At 31.0% G+C, this 14,234-nt stretch carries 14 protein-coding genes and 1 CRISPR repeat array; all 14 genes read right to left on the reverse strand.

Features of this window, described 5'->3' with window-relative positions; translation table 11 throughout:
• Positions 1 to 3 precede the first annotated feature (3 nt).
• The 14 genes from ACTG44_RS14545 to ACTG44_RS14610 all read right to left on the reverse strand — a co-directional run bounded on the left by ACTG44_RS14545 (position 4) and on the right by ACTG44_RS14610 (position 14,201).
• A complete protein-coding gene (locus tag ACTG44_RS14545) occupies positions 4 to 1,746 on the reverse strand; it encodes a glycine rich domain-containing protein (protein ID WP_479920689.1) in 1,743 nt (580 codons plus the stop codon).
• Positions 1,747 to 1,879: 133 nt separating this feature from the next.
• Positions 1,880 to 2,062 (reverse strand): hypothetical protein, encoded by a 183-nt coding sequence (locus tag ACTG44_RS14550; RefSeq protein WP_479920690.1) that lies wholly within the window; start codon positions 2,060 to 2,062, stop codon positions 1,880 to 1,882.
• A complete protein-coding gene (locus ACTG44_RS14555; RefSeq protein ID WP_479920691.1) occupies positions 2,062 to 2,355 on the reverse strand; it encodes a hypothetical protein in 294 nt (97 codons plus the stop codon). Before ACTG44_RS14555 ends, ACTG44_RS14550 begins: the two co-directional genes overlap by 1 nt.
• Positions 2,356 to 2,368: 13 nt before the next feature.
• Positions 2,369 to 3,868 carry a DUF1433 domain-containing protein gene (locus ACTG44_RS14560; protein ID WP_479920692.1) on the reverse strand — a complete coding sequence of 500 codons (1,500 nt, stop codon included), beginning with the start codon at positions 3,866 to 3,868 and terminating at the stop codon, positions 2,369 to 2,371.
• A 17-nt stretch (positions 3,869 to 3,885) separates the two neighbouring features.
• On the reverse strand, positions 3,886 to 4,692 hold the full coding sequence (locus tag ACTG44_RS14565) for a phage tail protein (RefSeq protein ID WP_479920693.1): 807 nt from the start codon (positions 4,690 to 4,692) through the stop codon (positions 3,886 to 3,888).
• An 11-nt stretch (positions 4,693 to 4,703) separates the two neighbouring features.
• On the reverse strand, positions 4,704 to 5,321 hold the full coding sequence (locus tag ACTG44_RS14570; protein WP_479920694.1) for a YmfQ family protein: 618 nt from the start codon (positions 5,319 to 5,321) through the stop codon (positions 4,704 to 4,706).
• A complete protein-coding gene (locus ACTG44_RS14575) occupies positions 5,314 to 6,363 on the reverse strand; it encodes a baseplate J/gp47 family protein (RefSeq protein WP_479920695.1) in 1,050 nt (349 codons plus the stop codon). Before ACTG44_RS14575 ends, ACTG44_RS14570 begins: the two co-directional genes overlap by 8 nt.
• A complete protein-coding gene (locus ACTG44_RS14580) occupies positions 6,363 to 6,782 on the reverse strand; it encodes a DUF2634 domain-containing protein (RefSeq protein WP_479920696.1) in 420 nt (139 codons plus the stop codon). Before ACTG44_RS14580 ends, ACTG44_RS14575 begins: the two co-directional genes overlap by 1 nt.
• Positions 6,783 to 6,786: 4 nt before the next feature.
• The gene (locus tag ACTG44_RS14585) at positions 6,787 to 7,047 is read right to left on the reverse strand and encodes a DUF2577 domain-containing protein (protein WP_479920697.1); all 261 of its coding nucleotides are present in this window, start codon (positions 7,045 to 7,047) and stop codon (positions 6,787 to 6,789) included.
• A 13-nt stretch (positions 7,048 to 7,060) separates the two neighbouring features.
• Positions 7,061 to 9,031 (reverse strand): C40 family peptidase, encoded by a 1,971-nt coding sequence (locus tag ACTG44_RS14590; RefSeq protein WP_479920698.1) that lies wholly within the window; start codon positions 9,029 to 9,031, stop codon positions 7,061 to 7,063.
• On the reverse strand, positions 9,024 to 9,719 hold the full coding sequence (locus tag ACTG44_RS14595) for a LysM peptidoglycan-binding domain-containing protein (protein ID WP_479920699.1): 696 nt from the start codon (positions 9,717 to 9,719) through the stop codon (positions 9,024 to 9,026). Before ACTG44_RS14595 ends, ACTG44_RS14590 begins: the two co-directional genes overlap by 8 nt.
• 17 nt (positions 9,720 to 9,736) lie before the next feature.
• On the reverse strand, positions 9,737 to 12,130 hold the full coding sequence (locus ACTG44_RS14600) for a tape measure protein (RefSeq protein ID WP_479920700.1): 2,394 nt from the start codon (positions 12,128 to 12,130) through the stop codon (positions 9,737 to 9,739).
• 86 nt (positions 12,131 to 12,216) lie between these two features.
• On the reverse strand, positions 12,217 to 12,735 hold the full coding sequence (locus tag ACTG44_RS14605; RefSeq protein ID WP_479920701.1) for a zinc ribbon domain-containing protein: 519 nt from the start codon (positions 12,733 to 12,735) through the stop codon (positions 12,217 to 12,219).
• Between the two features lie 125 nt (positions 12,736 to 12,860).
• A CRISPR array of direct repeats spans positions 12,861 to 13,805; the repeat unit is 29 nt; unit sequence CTTTACATACCACATAGTTAATATAAAAT.
• 237 nt (positions 13,806 to 14,042) lie between these two features.
• Positions 14,043 to 14,201, reverse strand: coding sequence for a hypothetical protein (locus ACTG44_RS14610; protein ID WP_227851781.1), 159 nt, complete (start codon positions 14,199 to 14,201; stop codon positions 14,043 to 14,045).
• Between the last annotated feature and the right edge of the window lie 33 nt (positions 14,202 to 14,234).

Raw genomic sequence — 14,234 nt, forward strand, 5'->3', positions numbered from 1 at the left:
TCATTAATCCCAATAAGTATTTACCATGCGAACATTATAAGAATAAACATCAGACTTCTTTCTGCTAGGTGAATTTGTATAACCTCCTTGTATAACAACTCTCACAGAATCATTTTCATAAGTTAAGCTAAGAGTTCCATCACCATCATAAAATATTCTATAACTATTCAAATCTTTATTATCAGTTTTAACATACTTAACACTTTTATGAACACCTGTGCTCATATCTCCTGGTGTAGTATAGTGAATAAAAGTAACATCAACATAGATACAAGTGCTTCTGCGAGTAAATGATGATGATGGATGATACATTCGAAAATCAACTGTAAAAGTATTTGGAGTACCTTTGCTATTCACTTTTGCAATATAAGGGTCTGACAGTTTATTACTAGCACTTTCAAGTTGAGTAGTCAATGTACCTATAGTATTTTTAAATCCAGTTATATAACTTGATAATTCTTGATAAGTATTTTCTTTTGTTGCAGGCAAACCAATGGTAGTTGCAATTAATTCTTTTCCTTTGTTAGCCTCTTGGAAAAAATAATCTGCACCATCAAAATAATCTTTTACCTTTTCAGATAATTCAACAAATGTATTGTTCAAACTTGCATCTATATCTTTTAATGCTAATACATTTACAATACTTCTTTTTCCACTTTTTAAACCTTCTTTCATTTCACTAATTTTACTTGCTATATCTTGTAGACTAGCATCATCACCTAATGGCATTATATTTTTACTTATACTTATAACTTTTTCTGCTGTAGCATTAGTACTGTCTGTAACAACTATTTTAAGAGTGTGTAGTGCATTATCTTCTAATGTGTAGTTAATTGTTTTTTCAAGAGTTAAATCTGTTGTTATAGTTTCTTTTAGTACATCATCTATAAATACTTCTATTTTAGTTAATAATGCAGGATCTGTGTGGTCAGCTTTAAATGTTGCTTGTGTGGAGTTATAAGAGGATATAGTTAGAAATGGCATTGCTTGTAGTAAAGTTATTTTTGCTTTACCATCTGAATAGCCCCCAGAACCACCAGTATTTCCACCTGTCGTCATAACTACATTATCAAAATAATATTCAGAGGTAGGAATATACCCTTTTGGTTTATAACTATCTTTAGTTAGAACATAACCACTTCCACCACCACTTCCATAACCAGAACCATTAGAACGAGAACCACCAAACCAGCCACCACCACCGCCAGAAAAACCAGAAGGATTGCCAGGTTTAGCACCTTTGCCAAAAAAACCATCGCAACTACCATCATCGAGACTACCTTTGCCACCTTCATATTGCGTACCACCATGAGATGGAGTACTATTAAAATCTCTACCAATAGTACCTTTTAAACCACCACCATCGCCTCCTCTATATCTGTCTATTGTTCCACCACCACCGCCAGCAACAATTATACGTGATAATAAGCTTTGTGGATTATCCCAAGCACCATTAATAAGTCTTATATCAGTAGCTCCTCCTCCACTTGAGGAAGTAGCATATCCTCCGCCATTAAAAGTATTGCCTTTTTTACCATCTAAACCAACATAAACATATAAAATAGTTTCTTTTTTCAATATCAATTCACCACTAGTATAACCACCATAGCCATATTGAAATCCACTTGAAAGTGGAGTGCCATAAGCACCACCCCTAGCACCCCAACATTCAAGTTTATATTTACCTGGTTTTAATGTCACACTTTGTTCACTGCCTGTATAATTAAATTCATAAACTGTTGCCATTTAATCCACCTCTTTCTTAATTTATGGTTTTATTGTACCTAATTTTAAAACCATAAACGTCTGCAAAGTGCAGATGAAGTGTAGGCAAAATGTAAATGAATTTATATATTTTTAGGAATAAAAAAAGAACCTTCTATAATGTTGGTTCTGCTCCTTCTACTACTCCACTATTTTCTATAATATAATCCTCTACCGCTTTTCTATACTCTGTATTAGTTACATCATCCAGTTCAAAAACTCGATTTTTCAACGGGTTTAGCCCTTCATTTAATATCCTTTCTGCTAATATTCTTACTACAATGTTATTTATATTCATTATAATAATCCTCCTACTTTTTCATTCTCGTTTAACAAAATTTGATTTTCTAACTCTTGTATTCTCTTTTCTTCTTCTGTTAGATATACTGGTATTTCTTCTAAGATGGGTTGTTTAGTTTCTGTATTTATGCCTGTAATCCTATTCTTAGTGTAATCTACACTTCCATAATCTATATCAATCCAATTCAATTCAGTTATTTCATTATGTTCTAATACGTCTCCTGTTGCTTCTCCTGTCTGTAGCAATATTTTTCCTGTTTGGTCATAGATTATTCTATTTGCTCTATTCATTTTATCACCCCTATTAAGTATTCATAAATTTAACAGCACGCCAAGTATAAGTAAAACTTCCACTACCACCTGGTAAATAAGCAGGAACCTGAACCCCATTAGCATTAAACCATACATCTCCTTCATTATTGTTATAAATAAAACCATCACCAGTATATTTATCGCTACCACTTGAGTGACTATAAATTGATACAGCAACAAAATCTTGTTTACCACTTGTAGTAAAACCGCAGCAAGCAAATGTAAGAAATTTGTAGTCAACTCTATTTTTACTGTCATAGTATTCGCAGTCAGCTACAAAAATGTTAGGTTTAAAAGCTAAACCATTAATTTTGAGCCATCCACCAAAATTAGAAGTTGTAGACCTTTTATACTCATAAGCAATTTTAGTTCCATCGTTTCTTTGTGCAACAGAAGTACCACCTGCTACTTTAAATTGAGAACTTAGCTGGCTTATAGTATTATTAGCCTGTGTTAACTGGTTCATTAAATCCTGTAAACTAGCGTCCCCACTATCAAAGCTCGTTTTAATCTTCTCTGATAACTCAACGAGTGTATTATTTAAATTTGCATCTATATTTTTAAGTGCTAAAGTATTTATAATACTTGTTTTTCCATTCTTAAATCCTTCTCCAATCTCTACCAACTTAGATGATATATCTTGTAAAGTTGAATCAGTTTGAAGTGGCATTATTTCTTTACTTATACTCAAAACTTTCTCAACACTTGCACTCTCTGCGTCTGTAGCTACTATTTTAAGTGTGTGTATTGCATTATCTGTAAGTTCATAGTTAATTGTTTTTTCTAGATATAAATCTGTTGTTATTGTTTCTTTTAACACATCATCAATGAACCACTCTATTTTACTTAAATTATTATCTGCGTCTATTGCTGTAAATATTGCAGTAGTTGAGTTATAAGAGGATATATTCAATTTTGGTTTAGTGTTGCCTTTTGTGAATGTAACAGTTTTATCTAACATTTTACCACCAGCAACAGTGCCAAGCTCAATAGTTATATTATTTACAGAATTAAATACTAAATTAGATAAATGTTCATCAGTTAAATCTATAGTGTAATTAGAATCTACTGTATTATTTTTTTCACTTATTACGACATCATTTAATTTTACAGTTATTTTAAAACTAACATCAGGATTGCTATCATAAATATTATATTTTATACTGCAAGCATCGCCAATTACACCTAAATCATTATTTATGGATATAGATGGATTTGGAACAATTTGAACAGTAGTGTACTGGTACATATTATAACCTTCATACACAACTCTATTGTCATTTATATAACCATAAACTTCATATGACTTAATTCTAAATTCTTTAGTTTCAGTTATAGAAATAGTTTTATATTTACTTAAATTGTAACTACCATAATAAGTAGTATTATAAGGACCTTCTCTTGTATAAGAGCAAGTAGTCGAATGAATATCATATTCAGAGTAATAACCTTTTCTTTTTCTAACAGTTCTATAAACATTATAATCTCCCATTTAAATCACCTTCCTTTTTACATTGGTATCAAATTATTATTTATACTTGATATAATACTAGTTCTATTACCTTTTACTTCTTGCATCACTTCTTTTAATGCTCCCTCTACAGTATCGCTTTCAAATAAGTTATCTGTATCTTTTATGCTTGTTTTATCTGCTGTTGTTTCTATACTATCTACACTAGTTTTTACCTCATTTAATGCACTAACTATATTTGTTTTATCTGTTGTTTCAAGTAATGTTGTATCTCCTATCTTAGTGTTAATCTCTGTCTTAGCAGTTTCTATGTTACTTGTTAACTCTGTTTTAGTTATATCAATTTTAGTGTCAACAGCATCTATTTTAGCATCTAAATCCTGTATATCTTTGAGTGTGGCAAATATAATTGTTGGGTCAATTTTAAGTTCTATATTGTTTACATTAGATACAATAAGCACAGTTTTAACCTTCATATCAACAACTGCTCCTTGTTCTATAGAAGGTTTATAACATTCTTTATATTTAGAGATTGCAATTAGATTATTTTCATCATCTAAATATCCTATTTCTCTTATCATAAACCCACCTACATTTGATGGTATTAAACTCTCTAATATTATGCAGTTTGGCGCAGTTTCATCTGTGGTTGTATTTCCGATGTTGCCTTCCCATACCACATTTTTAAGTTCTGTCTGACTTTCAGTAGGAGTATACTCACTTCCTCCACCATCTCCAAGTTGAATTTTTACAAACCCTACTTTGTTACCTGTAACACTTGCATTTGCTATCTTTGCCTTTCCTACATTTGTAATTATAGTGTAATAACTTTTATCTATAGCCAATATATCACCTCCTAAAATATTGTTATTTCTTGGTATCCAACTCCATTTCCTGTTAATATATCAATTTCTCCATACGTTTCTATGTTTGGTGGACTCCAAGGATATATTGTTATCTCTTGACCCATTAAAGTGGTTATTCCAAAATTCATATAATTATCTTTACTTATAAGTATTCTAGTGTAGTCAAAACTCATGTTGCAAGGTTTGATGCTGCTTACAAATGAATGAACTTCCTCAAACCAGTCTTGATTCCTTGCATCACTTTCCAGGTGTATATTATAAGTAGAATTATTAATAGTTAACTCATAATTACCTTCTCCAACAATTGAATCTAACCAGTTCCTAAGAAATCTCTCTGAGTAGGGTAATTTGCTTATATATCTACTGAAAATCCTAAACCTTCTATCCTCTAGGCTCTCATTTGATTTAGGAACTATAGACATTATTTTTTCCCATCTTTTTATACCACTTGGAGTTAAATCTTCTAAGAACTGGTCATTTAAGACATCCTCTAATTTATCATGTAGTATCTTTATTTCTTTGTTATCTGCATTAAATGCTTTTATATATTCTTCTTTATCCTGTAAAATCTGCGGTAAGTAACTTATTAGATTTATCTCTTTATCCAACTACCTCACCTCTTACTACTATAGAATCTTTATCAACACTAAAATTGGATGCAATACTATTTATCATAGTATTTGCAATGTCTAATACTCCATCTATACTTAACAAACGAGTTTCTATCTGAGATATACGAACTATTAAGTTTTCTTCATCTTCCCAGCTCATGTTAAGTTCATTTAAATAGTCGTCTATTGCTTCTTCTGCAACTGATTTTATATTATCCCATGTATATCCACTCTTGTATGTTATTTCTGCTGATACATTTATTATTGTACTTGTCACACCCTCTACAGTTACTTGGTGTCCAATCGGTGCTAATCCTAAGCCTTCTCCTTGGTTTTGTAGAGGGTCAATTTCTTCTTGTACTAAATTAACTAAATCACTAGATGGAACTTTGAAGTTAGAGTTAATTATTACTAACTTAACAGTACCTCCACCGTCCCACACAGGATAAACTTTAACTCCTCCGATGTCAGGCAGTTTATTAACTTCATCCTTATAGTTTTGAATATTACCTCCAAAAGATTGAGAATTTAAACTATCATAATATCTTTGTCTCAAACTATCTTCACTTTCTTCATCTTCTCCATTAATTAGTATTTCAGTTAACTCAGCAGTTTCAAGACCATCTATATATTCGATAGGTATTAATTGCCCTAACTCAAAAATAGAACCAGTAGTTTCACATTTCATTTTATATGTTTTTTCAGATATTCTCTCAATTGCCACATAATTGTACTCTCCTAGATTAAACCTAGAATCAAGCGGAATATCTATATTGAAAACGCCTTTAGCAATCGTATTAGTGGCTGGCAAAGGTGTAATTCCTCTTTCCTTACATCTCTTCTCTAAATAATAGTAACTAGCAGTATCTACGAATGTTTGGTCTAGTAATTCATCCATTGCAATGTATGTTTCAGATAATTCTACTGCAACAGGAGCAAGAGCATTGTAAATTATAGAACCTTCTCGCTTGTCAAATGTATCTGGTACACTATCTAACATTCTTTTAATTATGTTTTCAAAAGTCATTAACTCAAACACTAAATATTCACCACCTTCTCTGCTTTTATATTCCCATATTTACTGTGAACTGTGAATTTACATTGTAGTTTACCCTTTATATTTTGAAACTCAAAATTATCTACATTTTCAATCCTATCATCCTGTACTAATGCTTCTGTTATTCTTCTCTCTAACTCTGGTATTACAAAAGATGTAGGCTCTCCAATTAAATCATTTAACTCAACTCCATAGTTCCAACTATATATTAAATGTTGGTATCTCTCTGTATTTAAAATTAAAAAAATGGTCTGTTTTAATGCTTCTACATCATCACAAATACCATCTACTCTGTTTTTTTCTATATGAAGTTTAAATGTCTTACTAGGTTCTTGCCTTACATTAAAGTTTATAATCGACACATCTTCAATATCATAATCTACACTATCTGTTGGTAGCACTTCATCACATCCTATCTAATATTAAATACTGTTGCCCACCTTGCATACGAATTAATACTAATTTATCTCCTATTTTTTTATCTGTGTATCTTTTGAATGTATCTGTTTGTATTAAAAAAAATTCTTCAAAAGATGCTTTTTGTTCTATTTTAACTATCAAAGGATTAAGACTTTCTATAGTTCCAAATGCAAGTGTCATTGGATTGCTTGTTTCTACTGCGTCCATTGCTGCTTTCTTGATTATCTGTAATAATTCTTGACTCATATTACCACCTCGCTTAAAAGAATCTTCTAGCTCTTGCAAAATCATGATTTTTACTTTGTCTACCACTTAAACTGCTTATTTTAACTACATCACCAGTATTTGGCGAATGTATGAACTGGTCATTTCCTATACATAGTCCAACGTGATGTACATTTCCTTTTCCTTGGTTGTATGCAAAGAATACTAAATCACCAGCCTTTACATCATTTATGTTGCATAATAGTTTTCCTCTACTATCTTTTGATTGGTCTGCTGAAACTCTAGGTAGATTTATTCCTGCACCTCTCTTAAATGCCCAAATCATAAGTCCACTACAATCAAAACTTTTAGGACCATTACCACCCCAAGCATATGGCTTGCCAAGCTGATTTTTTGCTTCTTGAATAACTTTACTTACTTTACTATTATTGTTTGTTGATGTATTATCAGTGCTATTATTTTGAACTTGATAAGTTGTATCTTTTAAATTCTTTTCTGCTTCCTCATTACTTCCAACTCCTGTACCACTTGAATTATTATAACTATTACCTGTTATTTGTTTATAAAATGAACTTACACATTTTACCCATTCTTTATCTGAACTTGAAGAATACTTATTTCTGATACTTTCTAATGTTTTTCTACCTTGATAGATATAGTTTCTTGATAAATTACTTATACCTCTTTTTATTCCTTCATCAGTACTTGAAAAACTTAAATACTTTCCATCTCTTCTCATTCCAAAGAAATTATTTTTAGTGTTTGCAATGTTTGAAGTACCCCTAGCTGATTCGTGCATTGATATTGCAGCCATTAAAGCTGCATTGACTTTGTAAGCATTAGAATATTTAACAAATATATTTCCTGTATTTGATAACTTATTTTTAAATACTTTATTCAATTTATTTATCATATCATTGTCTTCTTTGCTTGTAGTACTCTGTGCAGGACCATTTTTCTTTTCATCTTTATTGTTAGTGTTTCCACTACTATATGAGCTTGAAGAATAAGAGGCAAACTCATCCCCATCTACTAAATTTAAATCCATAAAATGACTGTTATTTTCAAAGGTATGCTTTACTTTCTCAACTAGCATATAATTTTGAACTTCTATATCTCCCAAATCTAAAAAAACAGGTACTAAACAACCCGCTCTTACTCTAATATCTCCTAATACATTTTTTAAACTTAATGACTTAGTTTTCTTATTATATAGTTTTAAAAGTATATCACATTTTTGTTTTATCTCTGCTTCACTCATGTTCTTGTCTACTGTATCAAACATTTGAAGTATTCCCCAACTTCTCATATGCGTAGAATCTTGTGCAATATAAACATCCCTTTTTCCTGTCTCTTCATTATCTCTCACAAGTTTAATTTTTGTATAAGTATCACTATCTATTGATGAATTATAGTCAAAATCTTCTATTACATCATTATTCATAACAGTATCTAATTTCATTGATGCAACATTTTTTAGTGTTATTCTTCCAAAATCATCATACAAGGTATACATTTCCTTTTTCTCTCTTAAAGTATCATCTAGTGCTGTTAGTATCATGTCAAAGAGTGTTTTATTTTCTTCTATCCTAGATATTTTATATTTTGTATCTTCTATGACATTGTATTTCAAGTTAAAATCTTTAGCTAACATTTTTACAAGTTCACTCGCTGTTTTATTATTATACACATAAGTATCTTTATTCTTAAAATATCTTAGCTGGTCATAGGCAACTATCTTGATATGATTTTCTTTATCTCTTTTCTTTTGAAATATATATCCATAAAATATTCCAACACCCTTGTAATATAGTCTTACAGAGTTTCCCTCGCAAAACTGTAGTATATCATCCATAACTATTGTAAATTCTAGCTTTGAAGGTGTACCTCGTCTTTCAATTTCCCATGTGATTCCATCTAAAACGGCAGGTTCATAGAAATCTTCCCAATGTGCTATTACTAGTCTTACATCTCTATCATTCGCCAAAACTAAATCATCAGCCAAGTTTTAACACCTGCCCTTTATAGATAGTGTATTTACTTAAGTTTTTGCCCTTATTAGCTTTATCCATCATTGATTTATTTAACTCATATACTTTCTTATATAGCGACCCATTTCCAAGTTGTTTTTGACAGATTGACCAAAGACTATCACCACTTTTTACTGTGTACGTCTTAGAGTTTGGTGCATTGACTGAATCAACTCGTTTTGGCTCTATCTTTACGCTTGGTCTACCAGTCTCATTAGTTTTTTTAGGTGGAGCAGGAACTAACTTTTTAGTTGAATAATCTCTATATTGTTTTAATTTTATTGCAACTTTTGTATCTGAACCATTCTCTGCATCTTCTACTATGTTATATTCCTCAAGTGATACTTTCATATTAGTATTAAATAGGACCTTATTACCCATTTCCCTTGAAACAATAAATTGAAATGGCTTACAATCTGTTTTTAGTAGTTCTAGTTTACTTAAAAAGAATTGAACATCCCTAAATGCTCCACGATAGAATGGCAACTTATTGTGTGTAAATTCTGCTTCAAAACTTATTTCAGATAGCCCTTCTTTTTTTAATATGTTTACTTCTCCAGTATTTATTAGGTCTACTGTCTTATTCTTATTTGTTACTTTAATCTCTAATTTTGCAGGAGGTATTGGTAATTGCACTCCATCTAAATAAAAGTCATAAGCCACGGCTACACACCTCCTTCCTAAACTATACCTTCTGCTGATACAACCATAGCGTCATTCAGTTTCTCAGTTAAGACATTAACTATACCGTCAACATCTGTATCACTATTTATGTTGTTTGTATTGTTCATGTCAATTTTAATATTTACTCCTGTGTACCTATTGATTACTTCCTGTTCTGCAATATCTCTAAGATATTTAAGGTCTTCTTGACTTTTATCCATTGTTTTAGCCATTTTAGCAGTATTGCCTGCGGTATCTTTTGCACTTTTCCCTAAATCACTTGAACCTATGCCATTATCTAACCCATACTTATTTTTATCCCATAAATCTTTTAATCCTAATTTATCTTTTGCATCTTCTAGCATCTTGTTAATGTCAAAAGTATCTTTTAATTTATTAGTTATAGCATTTTGCCATTTAGTTCCAAGTGCATTTCCTTTTTGAAATTCTGCTCCAATATCTTTGTATCCCATTCTCTCTAATGTTATTTTTTCTGGTGCATTTCCTACCCATTTGTTTAAATCTGCAATTTGTTTTTTAATTGTGCTATTATCTGCCTTGACTGGTGTGAATGTTGCTTCTCCTACTTTCCCAATGTCTACTCCAGGAATTTTGTTTAGTAAATCAACAAGCTTATTTACTCCTCTGATTGCTATATTTGCCCCGTCTATAAAGGCTTTTCCAAGTGCATTTCCTGCACTATTTACAGAATCATTTAGAGATGCCATTTTTTCTATTATGAATATTACACCTTTTGCAATTGCTTGTTTCATAAAATATATACACTGATTCCAACCATTCGCAATAGCTTCATTTACAAATATACAACCATTGAGAAGCCCAATCATTATATTTTGTATTGTTGCAACTGCTGCAAATACTGCACCTACAATTGCTCCTAGTACAGTCAGACTTGTTCCTGCGAATTTATTTACTGCTGCTACTGCAACAAAAACTACTACTACAAATGCTATAATACCTGCTATTATCCAAAAAATTGGACAAGATAATAATGCTGCATTAAATCCCCATTGTGCTGCTGTTGCTTGTGCTGTTACCAAAGCTTCCATAGTTTGTGCAGATATTTTTCCAAATATCGCAAATTCTTGTGCTGCTAAAGCTGCACAAGCTTTATACGCAGCTACTGCATACAATGAATTTACAAAAGATGCTACTGTAGTGGCAATTGTACTTGCAAGTAATACTCCTTTATATATCGCAATTGCTGCCACCACTCCATAAATAATTGGCTTTATTATGCCCCAATTCTGAGCAAAGACATTAGCAACATTTAGTGCAGCATTAGTAATCCATCCCAATCCTTGTATTATCAGTACAGTTCCTGTTGTAATTCCTTGTACAAAACCTGAGAAAAAATCACTATTTAAAATATTTTTTATAATATTCAGCGTATCATAAAGATTTGAAGATATTGCAATCATAACGTTCCGCATAGATACAACAATCTCACTAAACCTAACGCTTTGCAAAGCTCCACTTATCTTTCCTAATGTCTCAGAGAAAATCATATAGGCATCATTTTTCATCATTGTAAGAGCTTGAGAAAAAGTTATTGGCATGCTTGCGAATTTCTTTTCTATTTCAGCACTTGCTTTAAATAGTGCCTTTCTCACTACATCTGCCGTTATAGCTCCTGTCCGAGATAAATCTTTTAGTGCTTCTTTACCCTTACCCATAGATTCAGCTATTTTAGTAGCTAGAAGTGGAGCATTTTCCATAATAGACCTAAATTCGTCACCTTGAAGCTTTCCTGCCGCCATCGCTTGTGTAAGTTGATACATTGCTGCACTCGCTTCTGATGCTGACGTTCCTCCTATTACAAATGATTTATTCATTAATTCTGCAAATTTTACAACTTCTGCACTACTTCCAAAAGCTTCTCCTGCTAATATTCCCAATTTACTGACTTGTGCTGCTGTATCTGCATAACTAGCTCTTGCACTTTGAGCAGATAAATAAATCATTTTATTAAGTTGTTCTGTTGTCTGTAACCCATCATTCATTAAAGCCAATCTTGCTTTTGTACTTGCAATTGTATCTGCCGCTTTTGTAATACTTTCTATTCCTTTTATTCCAATATATACTCCCGCTATACTTCTAAGTTTAGCAACTAATACGGAGCTTGCTTCACTTCCTTGCTTTATCTTATTATTAAAGTTTTCCTGTTCATTTGTATTTCTTCCAATTTTCTGTTCTATCCTAGTTAATATGTTTTCAATATTGTTTAAACTTTGTTGAGATGCTTGTATACCACCAGCATTGAGTGGATTATTCAATCTCCCTTGTAGCCTTTCAAGACTATTAATCGTTGTGTTAATAGATGTAGTCATATTCCTAAATGCGGGTGTCATTCCGTCGAAAATTCGGATTGATGTTTGTATTGTTGCCATTTTATCACTTTCCTTTCTTTTTAAGCATAATAAAAGCACCTACTTTTTAGTATGTGCTTCATAATTTAAAACTTATCTTTTATTATTTATGCCCAAAATTGTTTACCACAATTTAAACAAGTAACTCTAACTTTCTTTGCACCTAAGTTGCCCGCTACTAGACCAATACCTCCTGCTATAGTCGCTCCTGCTACAGCTTTTCCTATACCAAAACCTTTTTTATGTGCAGATAACGAAACAGAACCACACTTAGGGCAATGTGCAACATTATCATCTTCAAGTATATTAATTTGTTTATACTTGTCTTCTCTTAATTCATCTTTTTTCTCTTCAATATTTATTTTTTTATTTAATTCTTCAAAGGCTGGATATACAAGTTTTTTACACTCTTTTATATTTAATTCTGATAGTTCCATCACAATATCAAGAGCTAAAACTTTATCGCCATTGGTTTTTTTATAAATATCGTTCATATTTATTTTTTTTTCATCAATACTTACAAATAAATCACCATTATCAACTGTATCTGCTAATGCAGGTGTACCACAATTTGAGCAAAATTTGCCTGCGCCAATTATCTCATAACCACAGTTTGAACAAAACACAACAATCACCCCACAGAATATTTTATAGCATTATTATACTATATTCATAAAATTTTTACATTATCATCACATCCTTTCAATTAAAAAAACACCTACTATTCAAGTAAGTGTTTTTGGTACTTTTAATTTTAAGCCCACATAGTTAATATAAAATCATTAAACTTAATTCCCGGTGTAAATATAAAAACTATCTTTACATACCACATAGTTAATATAAAATGAGTGACATGCCTAAGTTGTGGCAAACAGTTTTGGGCATTTACATACCACTTAGTTAATATAAAACTAATTTATAATACACTTGCAAGCTTGGCTGAGTTTACTTTACATACCACATAGTTAATATAAAATTATGTATATGCAGTTGGCTAATACCAAGTGTTTAGTCTTTACATACCACATAGTTAATATAAAATTATAATTAGTATTAAAAAAATTCTTAATTCTATACACTTTACATACCACATAGTTAATATAAAATGTGTTATTTCAAAACCTTCTTTATTACCAAACATGTCTTTACATACCACATAGTTAATATAAAATTAGTTCGCAAGATGATAAGTTATTTACATAGTACCAGTTCTTTACATACCACATAGTTAATATAAAATGTGTCTAAGTAAGATGCACGAGACCTTTCAGCAGATCTTTACATACCACATAGTTAATATAAAATTATGTCTTTATAGTTTATGTTATTTAATTTTTCTATCTTTACATACCACATAGTTAATATAAAATTTTATTATATAATTTATAAATAGAAGAATTTTTTCGCTTTACATACCACATAGTTAATATAAAATTCTTACTCTAATCATAGTATCTTTTACACTTTCTGTCTTTACATACCACATAGTTAATATAAAATCTAAATTGTCGTGTGCGTATCTGTCACAGTATACATCTTTACATACCACATAGTTAATATAAAATAAAATGTCAACGACGTTTTCTTGTCACCGCAAAACACCTTTACATACCACATAGTTAATATAAAATTCGCGTTTCCCTGTTTCGGCGGTTCCTGTCATTACGCTTTACATACCACATAGTTAATATAAAATCCCAAAATAAACTTAGCATTTTCAATACTTACACATATACAACTCTCTCAAATTTGCAGTGAGCGGCTAGTAGTGCAATTGATAACACTTATCATATGTTCTCAATGCCTTGTATTTCAATTGTTAAACCATACTTAAACATAAAAATCGAACACTGCAAAACTCTTACCTCTATTATACCATTTTTTAACAGACAAAGCACTTGAAACAACATAATATCCAAGTGCTTTATCTATGTTATTTATTCTCTTTCTCTTCTGATTTCCTACCTTCTTCTTTCACTAAATTTACAAATCTATAAAATCTTTCTGGATTTTCATTTTTCATCTTTTCAAAGATACTTCCAAGTTCTTTAATAAGTTCTATCCTATCCATATCAAGTAAATTCTCATACATTGCATTAATCCCCCTCAAAACTAAAATAAACTA

Source organism: Clostridioides sp. LIBA-2809 (assembly GCF_056688965.1).